Below are 19,740 nucleotides of genomic sequence, written 5' to 3'. Positions count from 1 at the left end.
CAGTCGGTGCCGGTCAACCCTCAGACGGCCCGCTCGGCGCGGCTGCGCTGCTCCTGCAGGACGCCCGCGCGGGCCAGGCCGAGAAACGTGAGTAGCACAGCGACGCGCCACACCACGAAGCCGAACTCCGCCGTCACCGCGCGGCCGTCGACGCTGTCGTCGTGCAGCGCATTGAGCAGCGGAAACGCGGCGATGGACAGCAGCGCGGCGACGATCAGGCCGGCCACCATGGGCCACTTCGCCGCACCGGCCTCCCAGGCCAGCCAGCAGAGCGCGAACAACGCCACCGTGCCGACCACGAGCAGCACGACGACCAGCAGCGGCAGCGGCCGGTGGCTGTTCACCGGCCCGGTGCCGTGCAGGGCCCACCCCGACCACCGGGTGCCCTCGCCGGCCGCCACCCGGGTGAGGCCGTCGGGCAGCTCACGGATGTATTCCTGAGCGGCCCACGGCAACGCCAGCGCCAGCACGGCGGCCAGCGCCGCGGTCAGGGCGACGATTCGCGCGCCGGCGATATTCACCTCGGTCGACATGCCGAGGATGGTATCTAGGCGCTCTCCACCTTCTGCTTCAGGTTGTCCAGGTCGGCCTGGACCGCGCCCGCGTCACGGTCGAAGTCGGCGTCGGTCATGCCGGGCCGGCGGCGCACCGTGAAGATGAGCTCGCTGCCGTCGCCGTCGGCGACCACCCGCATCGGGTTGTACATGGCGTCGCCCCCGGGCGGCCGCACCCAGTGGTCGAGGACGCCGAAGTCGTTGCGCGGCGCGAAGGTGAGCTCGATCCGTCCCATCGGCGAGTCCATCACCCACGTCCCGTCGACGTCCTCGATGGAGCTGCCCAGTCCGGGCGCCCAGTCCGGCAGGTTGACGGGATCCGCCGCGTAGTCGTAGACCTCCCGGACGGGCCGATCGATGTGGGTGCTGACGTGCCTCGATTCCGAAGAACTGTCCATGATCACGACGTTAGCGGCGGCCCCCGCCGCCGGTCTTGAACGAATCGGACGTGACCGGCTCCGACAGGAAGTCCTCCCAGGTCCGGGTGCCGGGGCCGGCCGCCAGGTTGGCGCCGGAGCGGAACGCGGCCGCCGCCCGGCCCGGCAGCCGGATCGGCAGGCGCGGGCGCCGCCGCTTCCCGGTCGCGGTCAGATAGGCGCCGACGAGCTCGGGGAAGCTGTACGCCCGCGGCCCCCCGAAGTCCGCCACCACCCCGGCCGGCCCGCCCAGCGCCAGCTCCACCATCCGCGCGGCCACCTCCGCCCCGGCCACCGGCTGCACCCGGATCCCGGTCGGGTCGGGCACCACCGGCAGCTTCGCCATCGCCGCGGTCACGGTCCGCATCAGCTCGTGGAACTGGGTCGCCCGCAGGATCGTCCACGGCAGCCCGGAGTCCATCACGACCAGCTCGGCGGCCCGTTTGTCGGCCACGTAACCGAACATCCGCCGGTCGGTGCGGCTCACCACCGGCGTCCGGTCGGCGCCGACCACCGAGATGTGGACCAGATGCGGCTTTCCGGCGCGGGCCGCCGCGCGTACCAGAGTGGCGGTTTTGTCTTGATCTCCGGAGGAGGTCCCGGCGCAGTGGACGATGGTCGCGACGCCGTCGACCGCCCGCGCCACGCCCTCGCCGGTGTCCAGGTCGCCGCGCAGCACGCCCGGCCCGTCCGCGCCGCGGCTCAGCACGCGGACCTCGGCGCCGGCCTCGCGCAGCCCGGCGACGACGTGCCGGCCGAGCGTGCCGGTGCCGCCGGTGACCAGAATCGGTGAGCTCATCGGGTGCTCCGTTCCTCCCGGTCACGTTCGCCGGGTTCGGTGGGTCTTCATCAGGGAGACACCCGCCGAGCGAAAATGGTGACCGATGAGCTTTCCGCAGGAGTCGTTCGAGGAGCATCGGGGCCGGCTGCGAGGCGTGGCCTACCGCATGCTGGGGTCGCTCGCCGAGGCCGACGACGCGGTGCAGGAAACCTGGCTGCGGGTCCGCGGCACCGATCCGGCGACCATCGACAACCTCGGCGCCTGGCTGACCACCGTGGTCGCCCGGGTGAGCCTCAACCTGCTGCGATCGCGCGTCAACCGCCGAGAAGAGCCGTTCGGGGTACGCGTGCCCGACCCGATCGTGACCCCGGAATCCGGTCCCGGCCCCGAGCAGGAGGCGGTGCTCGCCGACTCGGTGGGTCTGGCCCTGCTCGTGGTGCTCGAGACACTCAACCCGGCCGAGCGCCTCGCCTTCGTGCTGCACGACCTGTTCGGGGTGCCGTTCGACGACATCGCGACGATGCTCGACCGCACTCCCACGGCCGCCCGCCAGCTCGCCAGCCGGGCCCGCCGCCGGGTGCGGGGCCGCCCGACCGATCCCGATCCCGACCCGGCCCGGCAGCGCGCGGTGGTGGACGCGTTCTTCGCCGCGGCCCGCGACGGCGACTTCGAGGGCCTGCTGGCGGTGCTCGACCCGCGGGTGGTGCTGAGCGCCGACGGGGGACCGGGCCATCCGCTCACCGTCATGGTCCGGGGCGCCCGCGAGGTCGCCGGCCGGGCCGTCTCCTTCGGCCGCCTTTTCCCGTACGCCCGCCCGATGCTGATCAACGGCGCCGCCGGTGTCGTGGTGGCCACCGCGGAGAAGGTCCTGTCGGTGATGGCCTTCACCGTGCGCGACGGTCGGGTCGTGTCCATCGACGTCCTCGCCGACCAGACTCGGCTGGCCGCCCTCGACCTGCTCGATTCCTGACTGTCGGCATCCTGACCTGCGGGTCTCTTCGTCGTCCCGGCTCGTTCTGTTTGGCAGAACGGGGGTGGCGGACGGATGCGTGTGCGAATGGTGGCCGTGGCGGCGGCCGCGGTGATCGCCGGTGGCCTGGCGCCCGCGGCGCTCGACGGCCGCGGCGCCGAGCGGGCGGCCCGGCCGACGCTGCCCCAGGAGTCGGTCCCGGCCGGCTGGGTGGTCCGGCCGGCCGCCCCGGTGCACCCGTCCCCGCGCCCGGCGGAGATCACCCGGCGCACCTCGGCGGCCACGGCGTCCTACCTGACCATGCACTGCTTCGGCCACTACGCCCGGCACCGCGACAGCGACGTCTGGGTCCACGGCGAGGTCGTCGACGGCGCCACCGGCCGCCGGGACGAGGGCTGGCTCTGGCACGGCGACGTTCTCGACCTGGACGCCTACCGCCTGCCCTACTGCTGAGAAACCCGAACGGGTGACCGAATTCGCCCGCCGACGGACGTCGCGCCGTCAGTTGTCCTCGGTCTTGCTCAGCACCTTGAAGCCGGCGTCCAGGTCGACCTCCCACTCCTTGTTGCCGGCGCCGCGGACCTCGACCTCGAAGGCCGCCTCGCCGTCGTCGCCCACCTCGGCGCCGGTGACCGTGCCGCCGCCGACGGCGTCCAGCGCGGCCTTCTCGGCCGAGGCCCGCTCGGCGGCGGTCAGGGCGCGCTCTCCGGCGTCGTCGGCGTTGTCGGCGGCGTCGTTGTCGCCGGCCTCCTGGCCGATGACCTTCAGGTCCTTGTCGAGGGCCACGTCCACCTCGGTGCCGTCGGCCTTGCGCACCTCGACGTCGTATGCCGCGCCGGCGTCGTCGCTGGTCTCGACGTCGGTGACGGTGCCGCCGACCGCTTGGACGGCCGCGTTGGCGGCCCGGTCGCGCTCGCCGCCGGTCACGTCGGCCTGCGCGGCGGTGGCCCACACCGCGCCGCCGATGCCCAGCGCGGCGGCGGTGGCGACGGTGACGATGACGACCCGCTTGCTGCGGAGTTTGGCGGTGTTCATGATTGACGACCTTTCCTGGGACTGGCTGGAACTGGTCCCCAGCTTGCGATCCGGTCCCTGAAACCGATCTGAACCCGGCTGAAAGCCGGTTCAGGAAGGCAGCCGCACCACGAACCGGGCACCGCCCGACGCCGCCGGCGCGATCGCCACCGTCCCGCCGTGCGCGGCCGCGATCTCCTTGACGATCGCCAGGCCCAGCCCGCTGCCACCGGCGTCCCGGTCGCGGGCCTCGTCCAGCCGCACGAACCGTTCGAAGACCCGTTCCCGCTGGTCCTCGGGGACGCCGCGGCCGTCGTCCTGGACGGTCAGCTCGACGTGGCCGCCGGTCTCCCGCACCGCGACGGCGATCGCGTGGTCGGCGTGCCGGGCGGCGTTGTCGACCAGGTTGCGCACCAGCTGGGCGAGCGCCGTGCGGTCCCCGCGCACCCGGCCGGCGCTGACGCCGGAGGTGTCCACCGTGAGCCCGGACCGGCCGACCCGCTTGGCCTCGGCCAGCGCCAGATCGTCGAGGTCGACGTCCTGCCGGGTGCGCGGCGCGGTGCCGTCGTCGGCTCGGGTGAGCAGCAGCATCTGCTCGACCAGCCGCTGCATCCGGGCCGACTCCTCGAGCACGGCGCCGGCCAGCTCGTCGCCGGGCAGCGCGCCCGGATGCGCCCGCGCCACCTCGGCGGCCTGGCGGATGCTGGCCAGCGGTGAGCGCAGCTCGTGCGAGGCATCCGCGACGAACTGCTGCTGCCGGTCCCGGGCGTCCTGCAGCCGGCCCAGCATCCGGTTCATGGTGAGCGCCAGCCGGTGGATCTCGTCGCGGGCGGGCGGCTCGGGCACCCGCCGGTCCAGCCGGTCGCCGGTGATCTCCTCGACCTCGCGCCGGATCCGCTCGACCGGGGCGAGCGCCCGGGTCACCACCGCCCAGGTGACGCCGCCGACCAGCAACAGGATCAGCGGCAGGCCGATCAGCAGCGGCGGAATGAGCGCGGAGGTGGAGTCGTCGACGTCCTCCAGCGAGACCACGACCGTCACCTCGTACCGGTCGTCCTCGGTTGTCTCGGTCACCACCAGGTGACCTTCGGCCGGCAGCTGGCGGCTGGATCGGACCACCGCGCCGCTCGCGTCGGTCACCTGCCAGATCAGGTCGTCGTCATCGTCGTCGTCGGCCGGCTCCGCGGGGGGCAGGCCGGTCGTCTCGATCTGGGCGGCCAGCGCGGCGGCGCGCTGCTCGGCGGTGTTCTCCAGCCCGTCCCGCAGCGAGCCGCGGACCAGCGCCACCAGGGTGACGGCGCCGGCCAGCAGGGCGACCGCCACGACGAGCACGGCGGCGGCCGTCGTGCGCAGCCGCACCGACGCGGGGCCGCGAGGGGTCGTCCCCCTACCCACCGTCGCTCGCCAGGCGGTAGCCCGCGCCGCGCATCGTCTGGATCGCCGCCCGGTCGAACGGCCGGTCGATCTTGTTGCGGAGGTGGCGGATGTAGACCTCGACGATGTTCGGGTCGCCCTCGAAGTCGGGGTCCCACACCGCGTCCAGGATCTGCCGCTTGGAGACGACGTCGCCACGGTTGCGGGCCAGGAAGGCGAGCAGCGAGAACTCGCGGGCGGTCAGCTCGAGTTCGGACTCGCCGCGCCAGACCCGCCGGGCGGCCGGATCGAGCCGGATGTCGCCCGCCTCGAGCTGGGTGGGCCGCTCGCGTGCGCCGCGCCGGGCCACCGCGCGCAGCCGCGCCACCAGCACCGGGAAGGAGAACGGCTTGGTCAGGTAGTCGTCCGCGCCGGTGTCCAGCCCCTCGACCTGGTCCCACTCGCCGTCCTTGGCGGTCAGCATCAGGATCGGCGTCCAGTCCCGCTCCGCGCGCAGCGTCGCGCAGATCCGGTAGCCGTTGAGGCCGGGCAGCATCACGTCCAGCACGATCGCGTCGTAGTCGTTCTCGCGGGCCAGCCACAGCCCGTCGGTGCCGTCGTGCGCCACCTCGGCCGCGAAGCCCTCGGCCTCCAGGCCCACCCGCAGCGACCAGGCGAGCCGCTTCTCGTCCTCGACGACGAGTACGCGCATCGGTGCCTCCAGGACGGGTACGGAACGCTTCATCCTGCCGTACCCGTCCTGAACGCGTGCTGAAAGCCCGGGCGGTCACCCCGCGTTGTCGTCCCGGATGAGCTCGTCGCGGGTCAGGTCCAGCAGGCCGGCGATCTCCAGCACCCGGCGCACGATCCTGGTCGCGTTCACCAGGCGGAACTCCTTGTCCTGCTCGCGGGCCTCGTTGATGCCGGAGATGATCGCGGCCATCGCCTCGGAATCCAGGAACGTGGTCGCCGCCAGGTCGAGCGTCACCGTGGCGGCCTGCGGCTCCCGGGCGGCGGCCAGCACGGCCGCCCGCAGCTCGTCCCGCGCGTCGAGGTCGAGCTCGCCGGAGAGCCGGACGACGACGGCGTCCCGGCTCACCTCGCGGGTGATGTTGAAGTGATCGTTCACGAGGTATTTGTACCAGGGCAACTAATCGGCGCGGCCCAAGGACCGGTTCCGGTACCGGTTCCGGTACCGGTTCCGGGGCACTGATGGTGCACCTTCGAATGACTGTTCGGGCAACCCGGTTCCGGAACTCCGGCGAGTTGTCCCCATCCCGTCCGGATTGCCGCCCGGGCCTCGCCAAACGTGCCTTGACATGCGGAACCGTCTATCGCTTCCTGTGATCCAGTGCATTACCAACCAGTTACGGGAAGGCATCCCCATGATCACTCGCCGGCGTCTCGGCCGGATTCTCGCCATCTGTCTGGCCCTGGCCACCGCTGGTCTCTCCACCGGCGCGGCCGCTTCCGCCACCCACCACCCGCGGCCCGGCGGCTCCGGCTTCGGCGCCAACGTCACCGTGTTCGACCCGGGCATGCCGATCAGTGAGATCCAGGCGGTCCTGGATGCCACGCACGCCCGGCAGGTCGACAACGAGATGGGCACCGAGCGGTACGCGTACTTCTTCAAGCCGGGCACGTACGGCACCGCCGAGCAGCCGCTGCAGATCAAGGTCGGCTACTACACCGAGATCTCCGGCCTGGGCGCGTCCCCCGCGGACGTGGTGATCAACGGCAAGGTCGAGGTCTACAACCGCTGCCTCACCGAGGGCGGCGCCGGCAACTGCCTCGCGCTGGTCAACTTCTGGCGCACCCTGTCCAACCTGTCGATCAACGTGAACGGCGCGGGCCAGGACGGCTGCCGCGGTTCGGCGAACTTCTGGGCCGTCTCCCAGGCCGTCTCGCTGCGCCGGGTCGACGTCTCCGGCGGCAACCTCTCGCTGATGGACTACTGCACCGCGGGCCCGCAGTACGCGAGCGGCGGCTTCATCGCCGACTCGAACATGCCCACCGTGGTCAGCGGTTCGCAGCAGCAGTGGCTGACCCGCAACAGCACGGTGCAGAGCTGGTCCAACGGCGTGTGGAACCAGGTGTTCTCCGGAGTGGTGGGTGCGCCGTCCGAGGAGGGGTTCCCGAACCCGCCGTACACGACGCTGGCGAAGACCCCGGTCAGCCGGGAGAAGCCCTACCTGTTCACAGACTCCCGTGGGCGCTACAACGTGCGGGTGCCGGCCGCCAAGCGCGACACCAGCGGCGTCTCGACGCCCGACCGGGGACGCACGGTGCCGCTGAGCGACTTCGTCGTGGCCAAGCCGGGCGACTCGGTGCGGGACATCAACAAGCAGCTCGCGCGCGGTAAGAACCTGCTGCTCACGCCCGGCGTCTATGACATCGCCCGGAGCATCGAGGTGACCCGGCCCGGCACGGTGGTGCTCGGCATGGGCCACGCGACGCTGACCGCGGTGCACGGGTCGACGCCGATCACCGTGGCCAACGTGCCCGGCGTGGTGGTCGCGGGCGTGACCATCGACGCGGGCCCGCAGGAGTCGAAGGTGCTGCTGCAGGTCGGCCGGGGCGGCAAGCATGGCCACCAGCACGGCGGCTCGTCCGATCCGACCACGCTGTCCGACGTGTACTTCCGGGTCGGTGGCCCGCACATCGGTCGGACGAACATCGCGCTCGAGGTGAACAGCGACAACGTGCTGATCGACCACACCTGGGTGTGGCGGGCGGACCACGGTGTCGAGGGCTTCACCGAGGGCGTGAACGGTGACACCCAGCGGTGGCGCACCAACATCGGCCGCACCGGCGCGGTGATCAACGGTGACAACGTGACCGCCACCGGGCTGTTCGTCGAGCACTTCCAGCGCTACAACACGGTCTGGAACGGCGACGGCGGCACCACGATTCTCTATCAGAACGAGTTGCCGTACGACCCGCCGACGCAGGCGGACTGGATGAACGGCGACACCGAGGGATTCGCGGGTTACAAGGTCGGCGACCGGGTGCGCACGCACCGGCTCTACGGCGCCGGGGTCTACGTCTTCAACCAGAACAACCCGTCGATCCACACCGAGAACGGCTTCGAGGTGCCGAACCGGCCCGGTGTGCGGCTGCACCACATCATGACCGTCAACCTCAGCGCCGGCATCATCGACCACGTCGTCAACGGCGTGGGCGGGCCGGCCGACACCACGAAGATCGGCGTCCCGGTCTACATCGTGGACTATCCGGCGTCCTGATCGGCAAAAGGGGAGCCGGGCCTCGACGGCCCGGCTCCCCTTGTCTCACTGCTGCCGAGCGGGCCACTCCTGCGCCTTCTGTGACTGCAGGAGCTGGTCGATCAGCGCCGCCTGGGACTTCTCGAAACCGACCACCTCGCCTCGCTTCCAGCCCGCATGGGGCTCCTTGAATTCCAGATATCGCTTGGTGGCGGTCGGGTCCTGCGCGATCTCGTACTTGTTGGTCTTGAGATCCTTCACGACCCTTTTCTGGTTGTCCGACATGATCGCGGTCCTTTCCGAAGAGGGGGATGCGCTCGCCCGCCGTGGAATAGACCGTCGTCACGTCCGGCCTGATACATGAAGACATCGGTATCCGGACGTGGAATTATCGGCAATCGACATCGTCGATGCGTTTCCAGGGCGGTCCTCGTGGGTCAGGTCGCCATGCCGCTCGTGCCCGAGGGGCCGATGCGGGTCTTCTACGAGCGCCTGCACGCGCTGCACGTGGCCGCGGGCCGGCCGAGCATGCGCGAGATCCAGCGCGGCACCCGCGGCCCCGGCCGCCCGCGCGGCATCAACCCCACCACCATCCACGACGCGTTCAGCTCGCCGCGCCCGGCCAGGTGGGAGACGGTACGGCTGATCGTCGGCGTGCTCGGCGGCGACCCGGCCGAGTTCGAGCCACTGTGGCGGGACGCTTTCGACGCCGACAGCCACCGCCGCAGCGGCGTCGAGGAGGCGCCGTCGTCTGCCGCCGTTCCGCGCCAGCTCCCGCCCGACGTCTACGCGTTCACCGGCCGGGACGGGACCATCGCCGAGCTGGACGCCCTGGCGTCCGGGATCACCGTGCTGTCCGGCACCGGCGGGGTGGGCAAGACCGCGCTCGCGGTGCGCTGGGCGCATCGCGCCGCGCCCTCCTTCCCGGACGGCCAGCTCTTCGCCGACCTGCGCGGCTGGAGTTCCGAGACGCCCGCCGATCCGGCCGCGGTCCTGGCCGGCTTCCTGCGCGCCCTGGGGGTGCCCGAGCAGAGCATCCCGGCCGACCCGGCCGAGCGCAGCGCCGCCTTCCGATCGGTGACCGCCGGGCGGCGCCTGCTGATCGTGCTGGACAACGCCCGCTCGGCCGCCCAGGTGCGGCCGTTGCTGCCCGGCGCCGCGGGCTGCCTCGCGCTGGTCACCAGCCGGGACGCGCTCGGCGGGCTGGTCGCGCTGAACGGCGCCCGCCGGGTCGACCTCGGACTGCTCGGCCCGGCCGAGGCGGGCCGCCTGCTCGGCACCCTGATCGGCGCCCGCACCGAGACCGACCCGGCGGCCGCCGAGACCCTCGCCGAGCTGTGCAGCCGGTTGCCGCTGGCCCTGCGGATCGCCGCCGAGTTCGTCACCGCCCGGCCCGGCCGCCCGCTCGCCGCCCTGGTCGAGGACCTGCGCGCCGAACGTTCCCGGCTGACCGCGCCGGACGAGGATCCCGGCATCCGCTCGGTGTTCACCTGGTCCTACCGCGCCCTGACACCGCCCGCGGCCCGGCTCTTCCGGCTGCTCGGGCTGTCCGTCAGCGGCCGGGTCGACGAGTGGACGGCGGCGGCCCTGGCCGGCGCCGCGCCCGCCGACGTGCGCGCGCCGCTCGACGAACTGGCCCGCTCGCACCTGCTGGAACGCACCGCCGGCGGCCGGCACGCCATGCACGACCTGCTGCGTGACTACGCGGGCCGGCTGGCCGAGCGGGAGGACCCGGCCGGCGACCGGCAGGCGGCGCTCGACCGCCTGCTCGACCACTACCTGACCACCGCCGCCCGGGCGATGGACCTGAGCTTCCCGGCGGAGAGCCATCGCCGCCCGCGGCCGGCCGGCGACCCGTCCGGCCCCGAGCTCACCGATCCGGCCGCCGCGGTGGCCTGGCTGGACGACGCCCGTGGCGATCTGGTGCGGGCCGCCGAGGCCGCCGCCCGCGGCGCCGCCCGGCAGCACGCGATGGATCTCGGTGCGGTGCTGTGGCGCTACCTGTTCAACGGCGCCCATCACACCGAGGCGGCCGCCCTGCACGCCGCCGCGCTGCGGGCCGCCACCACCCTCGGCGATCGCGGCGGCGCGGCCACCGCCCACGTCAATCTCGGCACCGTGCACTGGCGGCTGGGCCGCTACGAGAACGCCGAGCGGGAGTACCGGCAGGCACTGGACGGCTTCCGCGTGGTCAGCGACCGGCCGGGTGAGGCGCGCGCCCTGGCCAACCTCGGCGCCCTGCAGTGGCGCTGGGGCCGTTATGCGGAGGCCGAGCGCACCTGCCAGGAGGCGGTGGAGAAGTTCACCGAGGCGGGCGACGCGGCCGGGCAGGCGCGGGCCCTGGACAACCTGGGCGCGGTGCTCGCCCGCCGCGGGCGGCACGCCGACGCCGAGCAGCGGCACCGGCACGCCCTGTCCATCACGGTGGCCATCGGCGACACCGCGGGCGAGGCGCGCACGCTGGACAACCTCGGCGTCGTGCTGATCCGGCAGGGCCGCTTCGCCGAGGCCGAGGAGTGCCTGTGCCGGGCCCTGGAGATTCTCGCCGCGAGCGGATACCTGACCGGGCAGGCGGAGGCGCTCGAAGGCCTCGGGGCGCTGCGCCTGCTGCAGGGCGATCGGAAGGCGGCGCTGGTGGCATACGAGGAGGCGGTGCGGATCGCCCGGGAGGTCGGCAACCGGGCCCGGGAGAGCAGCGCCCGCAACGGCGCCGGCGAGGCGTCCGCCCTGCTCGGCCGGCCGGGGGAGGCGCGCGATCAGCACCGGCGCGCGCTGGAGCTGGCCGGTGCCGCCGGTGACCGCTACGAGCAGGCCCGCGCCCATCGCGGCCTGTCCCGGGCGGCCGCGGCGGTGGCCGACCTCGCCGAGGCGCAGACGCACGGGCAGACGGCGGATCGGATCTTCGCCGAGCTGGCCGTGCCCGAGGCGATCCCGGCCCGGCAGCCGCAACCGTGAGGCCCGGCCGCCCGCTCGACCCGCACGACCCCGACAAGCTGGGCGTGTACCGGCTCACCGGCGTGATCGGCGACGGCGGCATGGGCCGGGTCTATGCCGGGCGGTCGCCGGCCGGGCGGCTGGTCGCGGTCAAGGCGATCCGGCCCGACCTGGCCTCCGACGAGCAGTTCCGGCAGCGTTTCCGCAGCGAGGTGGACCGGGTCCGGCAGGTGCCGGCGTTCGCCACCGCCGAGGTGCTCGACGCCGACCCCGACCACGAGCCGCCCTACCTGGTCTTCGAATACGTGGACGGGCCCAGCCTGGGTGAGGTGGTGGCGGCGGACGGCCCGATCGGCCTGGCGAACCTTCGTGGGCTGGCGGTCGGCCTGGCGGTGGCGTTGCGCGCGATCCACGCCGCCGGGGTGGTCCACCGCGACCTGAAGCCGGACAACGTGCTGCTGGCCCGGGGCAGCCCGAAGGTCATCGACTTCGGCATCGCCCGCCCGATGACCGATCCGCGGCCGCTCACCGGCCGCGGCGACGTGGTCGGCTCGTTCGCCTATCTGGCGCCGGAGCGGTTCGCCGGCCGGGGTGACGCGTCGGCGGACGTGTTCGCCTGGGGCGCGGTGCTGACCTATGCGGGCACCGGTCACATCCCGTTCCCGGCGGACGGCGACGGCGCGGTCGCGCTGCGGATCGTCCGGGGCGAGCCGGAGCTGGACGGCCTGGCCGAGCCGCTGCGCGGCCTGATCGCCCAGGCCCTGCGGAAGGACCCGGCGCTGCGCCCGACGGCGCGCGAGCTGGTCGATCGGCTGAGCACGGACCGCGACGAACTGGCCGCCGCGGAGAGCTTCCACCTGGGTACGACCGACGCCACCGAGGACCGTCCGGCCGTGGCCGCGACGCCGATCACCGCCCCGGCCCCGCAGCAGGCGCCGGCGCCGCCCGCCTCGTTCGTGGGCCGCGCCGGTGAGCTCGGCGAGATCAGCGCGGCGCTGCGCCCGGACGCGTCGGTGTGCGTGGTCGGCGGCCCGGGCGGCATGGGCAAGACCTGGCTGGCGCAGCGCTGGGCGCACGACGCCGCGGACCGGTTCCCGGACGGCCGGCTCTATGTGAACCTGCGCGGCTTCGACCCGTCGGCCGAGCCGCTGACGCCCGGCGTGGTGCTGGCCGGCTTCCTGGACGCGCTCGGCGTGCCGGCCGGCGCGTTGCCGCCGGACACCGGCGCGCAGGCCGGGCTCTTCCGCACCCTGATGGCCGGCCGCCGGATGCTGGTGGTGCTGGACAACGCCCGCGACTCGGCCCAGGTGCTGCCGCTGCTGCCCGGCACTCCCGGCAGCCGGGTGCTGATCACCAGCCGGCACCGCCTGGGCGGGGTGGTCACCCGCGCGGGCGCCCGGGTCGTGCTTCTCGGCCTGCTGCCCGGCTCGCACGCCCGCGAGATGCTCGCCGGGCTGCTCGGCGCGGACCGGGTCGCCGCCGAGCCGGACGCGGTCGACGACCTGCTGCGGCACTGCGCCGGCCTGCCGCTGGCGCTGGCCATCGTGGCCGCGCGGTCGGTCGCCGACCCGCAGTTCACGCTCGCCGATCTGGTCGGCGAACTGGCCGAGGAGCGCACCCGGCTGGACGCGTTCGACGCCGGCGAGCAGACCGCCTCGCTGCGCGCGGTGTTCGGGGCGTCCTATCACGCGCTCGGGGACCGGGCGGCGGAGGCGTTCCGGCTGCTCGGCCTGGCGCCGGGGCCGGAGATCGGGCTGGCCGCGGCGGCCGCGCTGACCGGCCTGGAGGCGCCCGCCGCCCGCCGGGCACTGCGTGAGCTGACCGGCGCCCACCTGCTGCACGAGCCGGTGCCGGGGCGGTTCCGGATGCACGATCTGGTGCGGCTCGACGCGATGGACCGGGCGCTGCGGCACGAGACGCGGCTCGCGCGGCGGGCGGCGATGCGGCGGCTGGTGGACTTTCACCTGCATTCGGCGTACGCCGGGGATCGGCTGCTCTATCCGCACCGGCCACCGCTGGCTCTCGACGCGCCGGTGAGCGGCAGCGATCCGGCGCCGCCGGGGGATCGTGGCGCGGCGCTGGCCTGGTTCGAGACCGAGCAGGCCGGGCTGCTCGGTGCGCAACGGCTGGCCGCGGCCGAGGGCTGGGACAAGGCCGCGTTCGAGCTGGCCTGGTCGATGATGATCTTCAACTGGCGGCGCGGGCGGTTGCACGAGAACCGGGCGGCCTGGCGCCTCGCGCTGACCGCGGCGGTCCGGCTGGGCGACGAGTCGATCGAGGCGCAGGCGCATCGCTATCTCGGGCACGCGCTCGGGCAGCAGGGCGACCTGGCCGAGGCCGGCCGGGAGCTGTCGCTCGCGCTGGCGATGAGCGAGCTGGCCGGCGACGTGTTCGGTCAGGCGCACAGCCATCAGCTGCTGGCCTGGCTGGCCGAGATGACCGACGACCTGCCGGCCGCGCTGGAGCACGCCCGGCACGCGTTCCGGCTGTCCCGTGACCTGGACAATCCGGTGTGGACGGGTACCGCGCTGGAGAGCCTGGGGTGGTACCGGGCGCGGCTCGGCAACTATGTGGTGGCGCAGGCGGAATGCACCCGGGCGCTGGCCCTGCATCGGGCGCACGGGCACACCGAGGGGGTCACCGAATCGCTGCACAGCCTCGGCTACATCGCCCATCGCACCGGGCGCCCGGCCACCGCGCTGGAGCACTACGGTGCGGCGCTGCGGCTGGCGCGGGAGTCCGGCGACACCTATCTCGAGGCGATCGTGCTGGAGGGGATCGGGCGCACCTATGCGGAATCCCGACAGGGCGAGCCCGCCCGGGCGGCGCTGCGCGATGCTCTGATGATCTATGAGGCCCAGCATCGGGCCGGCCGGGCGGCCGGGGTCCGCGCCTTCCTGTCGGAACAGTTCCCCGATGAATAGCCCGGGCTGTCAGCGACATCGCTGACATCCCGAAAGCCTTCCGCCGAGCCTCGCGGGCGCCCATTCTGCAATGGCGTCGGAGCCGGCCGTAATGGCGGCCGGAAACGGGACACGGCGTTGCCCGGCGCCTGGAGGGGGGCCGGGCAACGCCGCTTCGGTCACCGCACGTTCGGCGGGGTCGGCTTCGCGTCGGTCCAGCCCGCGGTGATCAGCGCCACGTCCATCTCCTTGCCGCCCTTGCCGATCCGGGCGTTGCCGTCCGCGTCCACGAACGAGCCCTTCATCCCGCCGCCCAGCAGCTCGTAGGTCCGCGGGTCGAGGATCAGCCAGTTGCGGCTGACGAACTCGCCGGCCTCCTGCTCGGAGGTCCGCTTCATCTCCAGCGCCACGCCCGGGCGCCCGTTGGCGTCGTCCCGCGGGCCGGCGTTGGTGACGCCGTCCAGGCCGGACAGGACCTTGAACGCGGCGGCCCGCAGTTCCGGGCCGGCCGGCGCCTCGGTGAGCATCGCGCCCAGCAGCGAGAAGACGGCGGCGTCGGAGGTCTCGCCGGTCTGCCGGTCGATCTGCTTCTCGATCGTGGCCCGCAGCGCGGCCGGCTCGGTCGGCAGGTCGGCGAGCGCCATCGGGCCGTAGATGCTGGTCCAGTCGGAGCCGCCCCCGAACTCGGTGAGCTCGCCCTTCTCGGGCTTCGTCGAGCGGATGACGTGGTCGCCGCTCACCGTGTCGCCACGGCCGAGGTCGAAGGTCTCCGGCGAGCCCGCGCGCTGCCAGGCGGCCCGGTCCTGAGCGGTCCGCGGCCGGCTGCCCAGCTCCTGGGTGCCCAGCATGGTCGGGTCGCCGCCGGCGCGTGGCGTCCACGACTCCCGCGCCCAGCCGGTGGCGATGTAGAACTTCTCCCGCCCCACGGTCACCGGCTGGTAGAGCGAGGCCCAAGTGACCGTGAGCACCCGCCAGTAGCGGCCCTCGCCGGCCGACTTCTCGGCCTGCCCCGCGGCGGCCAGCAGCAGCTGCGGCGCGGCCGACCGCGCGGTCGCCCCGGCCGGGGGAGCGGCCACGCCGGTCGCGCCGCCGTTGCCGGTCTGGCCCAGGCCCGCGGTGCCGCTGCTGCCGGCCGCCAGCGCGAGGGCGACACCGGCCGCGGCCACCGCGGCGAGGCCGCTGCCGGCCAGCGACAGACGCCAGGTGCGGGCGCGGCGGCGGGCCGGCCGCACGCCGGAGATCTCGTTCGTCAGCCGCTGCCGCGCGGCCGCCTGGGTGTGCGCGCTGGGCGCCGGCTCGGCGAGCAGCGTACGGATCATCTGGTTCTCGGTCTCCATCAGGGTTTCCCTTCGTCGATGCGGGTCGGGTCGGCGCCGCCCAGCGCCGCCCGGATGCTCCTGCGCGCCCGGCTGAGCCGCGAGCCGACCGTGCCGGGCGGCACGCCCAGCGCGGCCGACACCTCGGCGTAGTCGAGCTGGCCGACCGCCACCAGCAGCAGCACGTCGCGGTCGCGGGCGGGCAGCGCGGCGAGCGCCCGGGCCAGCGCCGGCCGCATGGCGCCGGCCGCGATCCGGGCCACCGCCGCCGATTCGTCGCCGGACGGCGACCGGTCCGCGGCCGCGCCGGCCCGGGCCAGCGCCCGGTAACGCCGTTCCTCGTCGCGGTGCTGCCGCCGGATCAGGTTGGTGGCGATGCCGAACAGCCAGGCGCGGACATTGCCGCCGGGCACGTCGTCGCGGTATCTGTCGCGGGTGCGGAACGCCGCCAGGAACGTGTCGGCGGCGACGTCGTCCGCGCGTTCGCCGCCGAGCCGGCTCGCCGCGTAGTTCCGGATGTCCGGGTAGTAGCGGTCGAACAGGACGGCGAACCGGTCGGGGTCGGCCCGCGAGGCGTGCAGAACGGACGCGTCGGGCTCGTGTCGCCGGTCGGCGCCGAGTGTGGTCACGGGTGCTGGCCTCCCAGGCTGGGATCGTCGGACACGCATGAATGCCCGATGTCCGGCAGGGCCTTCACGTAGGGTGCGCGGATGACCGGTCTACCAGAACTGCTCGCCGTCCGTCCCGACTCGTTTCGCCTGGCCGAGGTGGATCCGCGGGGGACGCCGGGGCTGCCCGACAGCAAGGCCGTTCGCAAGGATGCGAAGGGGTGGGCGGCCGAGCAGGTCGGCGCGATCGGCGTGGAGCTGGGGGCGCACCAGGAGAAGCTCTTCGCCGCCGCGAAGGAGGGTGACTCGCGGCAGCGGGTCCTGTTGCTCCTGCAGGCGATGGATTGTGGCGGCAAGGACGGCACGGTGAGCAAGGTGCTGCACGGGATGAACCCGACCGGCATCAAGGCGATCAGCTTCGGCAAGCCGACCGACGAGGAGCTGTCGCACGACTTCCTGTGGCGGATCGAGCGGGCGCTGCCGGACGCCGGGCACGTCGGGGTGTTCAACCGGTCGCAGTACGAGGACGTGCTGGTCGTGCGGGTGCACAACCTGGTGCCGCAGGACGTCTGGGAGCCGCGCTACGAGCAGATCAACGAGTTCGAGGCGGCGCGGGCGGCCGACGGCCTGAAGATCGTCAAGGTGATGCTGCACATCTCCAAGGAGGAGCAGCGCGCGCGCCTGCTGGATCGGCTGTCCGACCCGACCAAGCAGTGGAAGTACAAGCCGGGCGACATCGACGAGCGCGAGCTGTGGGACGACTACCAGGACGCCTATCAGGCCGCGCTGACCCGGTGCAGCACGCCGGAGAACCCCTGGTACGTGGTGCCGGCCGACCGCAAGTGGTACCGCAACTGGGCGGTGGCGAACCTGATGCTCGCCGCAATGAAGGACGTGGACCCGGGCTACCCGGCGCCGTCCTACGACGTGGAAGCCGAGCGGAAGAGGCTGGCCAGCCAGGGGATCTGACGCGCCCACTGGTGCCCGGCGCCGCCCTCGTGGTCGTTGAACGGGTAGACGTCGATCTCCTTGCGCGCGGAGCCGTAGGCGTTGAACGCGGCGTAGACCGTCGACGGCGGGCAGGTCATGTCCATCAGCGCGACCGAGAACCGGGCCGGCGCCACGGCCCGCTTCGCGTGGTTGACCGCGTCGATGTAGGAGAGCGTGCGGAAGACCGTCTCCTCCTGGCCGCGGTGCACCGCCAGATAGGCCGACACCTCGGCGAACGGATCCCGTCCGGTGATCTCGACGCCGCGCCGGATGTGGCACAGGAACGGCACGTCCGACATGACCGCGGCGACGTCCGGCAGCAGCCCGGCCACGGCCAGGGCCATCGCGCCGCCCTGGCTGCCGCCGCCGACCGCCACCCGGGCCGGGTCCACACCCTCGACCGCGCGTAGCGCCTCGACGGCGCGCACCGCGTCGGTGAACAGCCGGCGGTAGTAGTGGTCGTGCGGGTCGGTGATGCCACGGGTCATGAAACCGGGCATCGCCGGGCCGGCGCCGACCGGGTCCGGCGTGTCGCCGCCGTCGCCCCACTTGCTGCCCTGGCCACGGGTGTCCAGGAACAACTCGGCATATCCGGCGGACGCCCAGCCCAGGTGCCCGGTGGACAGGCCGCGCCCGCCGCCGTAGCCGTTGCAGGTGACCACGCCGGGCAGCGGTCCGGTGGCGCCGCGCGGGCGGGTCAGCCAGCCGCGCACCGGGTGGCCGCCGAACCCCGCGAACGTCACGTCCAGCACGTCCACCAGGGCGAGGCCGGTCTCCACCGGGGTCAGCACGAGGCCCAGGTCGTGCGCCCGGGTCTCGGCCAGAGTGGTGGCCCAGAACTCGTCGAAGTCCGGCGGTTCGGCGACCTCCGGGGCGTACGCGACCAGTTCCTCGGTGCTCAGATCCCACAGCGGCATGTCGATCATCGTGCCGCACGGGCGCTTGACAACCCAAACTTAACGAGCTTAATAATGGCGCAACATATCGATAGAGGGGAGTTCGTCGATGCGCGCCCGTCCCCGCCTCGCCGTCCTCGCGGCGACCGTCCTGCTGGTCGCCGGCTGCTCCGACGCCAACACGCCCAGCCCGAATGCCGGGACCAGTTCGATCACCATCTTCAACGGGGCCACCGGCACCATCACGGAGAACTGGAACCCGTTCATCCCGGCCTACCTGCAACCCACCGCCGGGGTCATCTACGAGCCGCTCTACTACCTCAACCTGGCCAGCGACGTGCCGCCACAGCCGATGCTCGCCACCGCCTACAAGTGGGACACGGCCGGCAAGCAGCTCACCATCACCACCCGCGAGGGGGTGAAGTGGACCGACGGGCAGCCGTTCTCGGCCAAGGACGTCGCGTTCACCTTCGACCTGATCCGGCGCACCAAGGCGATCAACTCGACCGGCCTGGAGATCTCGTCGGTGCAGGCCACCGACGACAAGACCGTGGTGCTGACCTTCCCGCAGACCTCGTTCACCGCGGAGCCCAGCATCATCGGCAACACCGCGATCGTCGCCGAGCACGTCTGGAGCAAGATCACCGATCCGGCGAAGACGACGAATCCTTCGCCGGTGGGCACCGGGCCGTACAAGCTCAAGCAGTTCAGCGCGCAGAGTTATGTGCTGGAGAAGAATCCGGCCTACTGGCAGGCCGGCAAGCCGCAGATCCAGACCATCCGCTACATCTCGCTGGCCACCGCGGACGCCGCCAGCGCCGCGCTGACCGCCGGCCAGGTCGACTGGATGAGCAGCTTCCTGCCCGGCCTCGATCAACTGCTCAAGGACCAGAAGAGCCTCACGTACGTGAACACGCCGGTGCTCACCACCTCGATCTTCACCTGCTCGAACGCCGAGCTCGGGTGCACCGGCCCGCAGACCGACGTGGCCGTCCGCCAGGCCATCTACGCGGCGATCAACCGCGATCAGCTCAACAAGCTGGCCGGCGGCGGTTTCGCGGCGCCCGGCTCGCCGAGCATGCTGCTGCCCGACCGCGACAAGAAGTGGATCACCGATCCGGCGCTGCTGAACGTGCCGGGCACCGCCGACCCGGGTCGCGCGGAGAGCCTGCTGGACGCGGCCGGCTGGGCCAAGGGCGCGGACGGCATCCGGTCCAAGGGCGGCGAGCGGCTGACCCTGACGATCCAGACGGTGAGCGGCTGGAGCGACTACATCTCGCTGAACGACTCGATGGCCCAGCAGCTCAAGGCCGTCGGCATCGAGCTGAAGCCGTCGCAGCTGTCCTACAACGAGTGGAACAACAACCAGGTGCAGGGCAAATATCAGCTGTCGCTGGACTCGATCGGGCTGGGCCCGTCTGCCAACCCGTACTTCACCTACAACCCGCGCTACTCGTCGAAGACCACGGCCAAGGTGGGCGAGTCGGCGGCCAACTCCGGCAACTACGCCCGCTATGTGAACCCGGCCGTGGACGCCGCCCTGAACACCGCGTCGCAGACCAACGACGAGGCGGTCCAGAAGCCGGAGTACGCGAAGATCCAGACCGAGATCGCCCGGGACCTGCCGTACATCCCGATCTACGTGAACTCCACGCTGACCGAGTTCAACACCAGCCGCGCCACCGGCTGGCCCTCCAACGACAACAAGTACGCGTTCCCCGCCTCCTGGAAGAGCTGGGACAACGGGATCGTGCTGGCCACCATCAAGCCGGCGCAGTAGG

18 protein-coding genes are annotated in these 19,740 nt (G+C 72.9%); 7 read left to right on the top strand and 11 right to left on the bottom strand.

Annotated elements, in window-relative coordinates; translation table 11 throughout:
* Positions 1-20 precede the first annotated feature (20 nt).
* The 3 genes from ACZ6TI_RS45690 to ACZ6TI_RS45680 are packed head-to-tail and all read right to left on the bottom strand — an operon-like array spanning position 21 to position 1,769.
* Positions 21-533: a hypothetical protein gene (locus tag ACZ6TI_RS45690; RefSeq protein WP_465351575.1), complete on the bottom strand. Its 513-nt coding sequence runs from the start codon at positions 531-533 to the stop codon at positions 21-23.
* A gap of 14 nt (positions 534-547) precedes the next feature.
* Positions 548-952, bottom strand: a complete 405-nt coding sequence (locus tag ACZ6TI_RS45685) for an SRPBCC family protein (RefSeq protein WP_465351574.1) — start codon at positions 950-952, stop codon at positions 548-550.
* A 10-nt stretch (positions 953-962) separates the two neighbouring features.
* Positions 963-1,769, bottom strand: a complete 807-nt coding sequence (locus ACZ6TI_RS45680; RefSeq protein WP_465351573.1) for an SDR family oxidoreductase — start codon at positions 1,767-1,769, stop codon at positions 963-965.
* 85 nt (positions 1,770-1,854) lie between these two features.
* Between ACZ6TI_RS45680 and ACZ6TI_RS45675 the strand changes: the two genes are divergently transcribed.
* Positions 1,855-2,721 carry a sigma-70 family RNA polymerase sigma factor gene (locus ACZ6TI_RS45675; protein WP_465351572.1) on the top strand — a complete coding sequence of 289 codons (867 nt, stop codon included), beginning with the start codon at positions 1,855-1,857 and terminating at the stop codon, positions 2,719-2,721.
* Positions 2,722-2,796: 75 nt separating this feature from the next.
* Positions 2,797-3,174: a hypothetical protein gene (locus ACZ6TI_RS45670; protein ID WP_465351571.1), complete on the top strand. Its 378-nt coding sequence runs from the start codon at positions 2,797-2,799 to the stop codon at positions 3,172-3,174.
* Between the two features lie 48 nt (positions 3,175-3,222).
* Here the strand turns inward: ACZ6TI_RS45670 and ACZ6TI_RS45665 are convergent, their stop codons facing one another.
* The 4 genes from ACZ6TI_RS45665 to ACZ6TI_RS45650 form a co-directional block, all read right to left on the bottom strand.
* Positions 3,223-3,756, bottom strand: a complete 534-nt coding sequence (locus tag ACZ6TI_RS45665) for a PepSY domain-containing protein (protein ID WP_465351570.1) — start codon at positions 3,754-3,756, stop codon at positions 3,223-3,225.
* Positions 3,757-3,846: 90 nt separating this feature from the next.
* Positions 3,847-5,130, bottom strand: coding sequence for a sensor histidine kinase (locus ACZ6TI_RS45660; protein ID WP_465351569.1), 1,284 nt, complete (start codon positions 5,128-5,130; stop codon positions 3,847-3,849).
* On the bottom strand, positions 5,123-5,800 hold the full coding sequence (locus ACZ6TI_RS45655; RefSeq protein ID WP_465351568.1) for a response regulator transcription factor: 678 nt from the start codon (positions 5,798-5,800) through the stop codon (positions 5,123-5,125). Before ACZ6TI_RS45655 ends, ACZ6TI_RS45660 begins: the two co-directional genes overlap by 8 nt.
* A 75-nt stretch (positions 5,801-5,875) precedes the next feature.
* Positions 5,876-6,217, bottom strand: a complete 342-nt coding sequence (locus ACZ6TI_RS45650; RefSeq protein WP_465351567.1) for an STAS domain-containing protein — start codon at positions 6,215-6,217, stop codon at positions 5,876-5,878.
* Between the two features lie 256 nt (positions 6,218-6,473).
* Between ACZ6TI_RS45650 and ACZ6TI_RS45645 the strand changes: the two genes are divergently transcribed.
* On the top strand, positions 6,474-8,333 hold the full coding sequence (locus ACZ6TI_RS45645) for an adenylyl cyclase (RefSeq protein WP_465351566.1): 1,860 nt from the start codon (positions 6,474-6,476) through the stop codon (positions 8,331-8,333).
* Positions 8,334-8,378: 45 nt separating this feature from the next.
* Here the strand turns inward: ACZ6TI_RS45645 and ACZ6TI_RS45640 are convergent, their stop codons facing one another.
* Positions 8,379-8,597 carry a hypothetical protein gene (locus ACZ6TI_RS45640; RefSeq protein WP_465351565.1) on the bottom strand — a complete coding sequence of 73 codons (219 nt, stop codon included), beginning with the start codon at positions 8,595-8,597 and terminating at the stop codon, positions 8,379-8,381.
* A gap of 147 nt (positions 8,598-8,744) precedes the next feature.
* On the opposite strand from ACZ6TI_RS45640, the gene ACZ6TI_RS45635 reads away from it, so the two are divergent.
* Both ACZ6TI_RS45635 and ACZ6TI_RS45630 read left to right on the top strand, forming a co-directional pair.
* Positions 8,745-11,267, top strand: coding sequence for an ATP-binding protein (locus ACZ6TI_RS45635; RefSeq protein ID WP_465351564.1), 2,523 nt, complete (start codon positions 8,745-8,747; stop codon positions 11,265-11,267).
* Positions 11,264-14,170: a protein kinase domain-containing protein gene (locus tag ACZ6TI_RS45630; protein ID WP_465351563.1), complete on the top strand. Its 2,907-nt coding sequence runs from the start codon at positions 11,264-11,266 to the stop codon at positions 14,168-14,170. The genes ACZ6TI_RS45635 and ACZ6TI_RS45630 overlap by 4 nt, the downstream gene beginning before the upstream one ends.
* A gap of 158 nt (positions 14,171-14,328) precedes the next feature.
* On the opposite strand, the gene ACZ6TI_RS45625 is transcribed toward ACZ6TI_RS45630, so the two are convergent.
* Entirely contained in the window at positions 14,329-15,486 is a 1,158-nt protein-coding gene (locus tag ACZ6TI_RS45625; protein WP_465351562.1) for a CU044_5270 family protein, read from the bottom strand.
* The gene (locus tag ACZ6TI_RS45620; protein ID WP_465351561.1) at positions 15,486-16,094 is read right to left on the bottom strand and encodes an RNA polymerase sigma factor; all 609 of its coding nucleotides are present in this window, start codon (positions 16,092-16,094) and stop codon (positions 15,486-15,488) included. The genes ACZ6TI_RS45625 and ACZ6TI_RS45620 overlap by 1 nt, the downstream gene beginning before the upstream one ends.
* 81 nt (positions 16,095-16,175) lie before the next feature.
* On the opposite strand from ACZ6TI_RS45620, the gene ACZ6TI_RS45615 reads away from it, so the two are divergent.
* Positions 16,176-17,042, top strand: coding sequence for a PPK2 family polyphosphate kinase (locus ACZ6TI_RS45615; RefSeq protein ID WP_465351560.1), 867 nt, complete (start codon positions 16,176-16,178; stop codon positions 17,040-17,042).
* Here ACZ6TI_RS45615 and ACZ6TI_RS45610 read toward each other — a convergent pair.
* Positions 16,994-17,980 (bottom strand): acetylxylan esterase, encoded by a 987-nt coding sequence (locus tag ACZ6TI_RS45610; RefSeq protein ID WP_465351559.1) that lies wholly within the window; start codon positions 17,978-17,980, stop codon positions 16,994-16,996. The two genes, ACZ6TI_RS45615 and ACZ6TI_RS45610, sit on opposite strands and share 49 nt — an antisense overlap.
* 88 nt (positions 17,981-18,068) lie before the next feature.
* On the opposite strand from ACZ6TI_RS45610, the gene ACZ6TI_RS45605 reads away from it, so the two are divergent.
* Positions 18,069-19,739, top strand: a complete 1,671-nt coding sequence (locus ACZ6TI_RS45605) for an ABC transporter substrate-binding protein (RefSeq protein ID WP_465351558.1) — start codon at positions 18,069-18,071, stop codon at positions 19,737-19,739.
* Position 19,740: the final 1 nt, after the last annotated feature.

Source organism: Actinoplanes sp. NPDC051388 (assembly GCF_055586225.1).
This window is presented reverse-complemented; position numbering and strand designations above follow the sequence as displayed.

Excerpts from the sequence above, each read along its gene's own strand:
- ACZ6TI_RS45690 (WP_465351575.1), bottom strand. The coding sequence starts at position 533 with ATGTCGACCGAGGTGAATATCGCCGGCGCGCGAATCGTCGCCCTGACC.
- ACZ6TI_RS45685 (WP_465351574.1), bottom strand. The coding sequence starts at position 952 with ATGGACAGTTCTTCGGAATCGAGGCACGTCAGCACCCACATCGATCGG.
- ACZ6TI_RS45680 (WP_465351573.1), bottom strand. The coding sequence starts at position 1,769 with ATGAGCTCACCGATTCTGGTCACCGGCGGCACCGGCACGCTCGGCCGG.
- ACZ6TI_RS45675 (WP_465351572.1), top strand. The coding sequence starts at position 1,855 with ATGAGCTTTCCGCAGGAGTCGTTCGAGGAGCATCGGGGCCGGCTGCGA.
- ACZ6TI_RS45670 (WP_465351571.1), top strand. The coding sequence starts at position 2,797 with ATGCGTGTGCGAATGGTGGCCGTGGCGGCGGCCGCGGTGATCGCCGGT.
- ACZ6TI_RS45665 (WP_465351570.1), bottom strand. The coding sequence starts at position 3,756 with ATGAACACCGCCAAACTCCGCAGCAAGCGGGTCGTCATCGTCACCGTC.
- ACZ6TI_RS45655 (WP_465351568.1), bottom strand. The coding sequence starts at position 5,800 with ATGCGCGTACTCGTCGTCGAGGACGAGAAGCGGCTCGCCTGGTCGCTG.
- ACZ6TI_RS45645 (WP_465351566.1), top strand. The coding sequence starts at position 6,474 with ATGATCACTCGCCGGCGTCTCGGCCGGATTCTCGCCATCTGTCTGGCC.
- ACZ6TI_RS45640 (WP_465351565.1), bottom strand. The coding sequence starts at position 8,597 with ATGTCGGACAACCAGAAAAGGGTCGTGAAGGATCTCAAGACCAACAAG.
- ACZ6TI_RS45625 (WP_465351562.1), bottom strand. The coding sequence starts at position 15,486 with ATGGAGACCGAGAACCAGATGATCCGTACGCTGCTCGCCGAGCCGGCG.
- ACZ6TI_RS45615 (WP_465351560.1), top strand. The coding sequence starts at position 16,176 with ATGACCGGTCTACCAGAACTGCTCGCCGTCCGTCCCGACTCGTTTCGC.
- ACZ6TI_RS45610 (WP_465351559.1), bottom strand. The coding sequence starts at position 17,980 with ATGCCGCTGTGGGATCTGAGCACCGAGGAACTGGTCGCGTACGCCCCG.
- ACZ6TI_RS45605 (WP_465351558.1), top strand. The coding sequence starts at position 18,069 with ATGCGCGCCCGTCCCCGCCTCGCCGTCCTCGCGGCGACCGTCCTGCTG.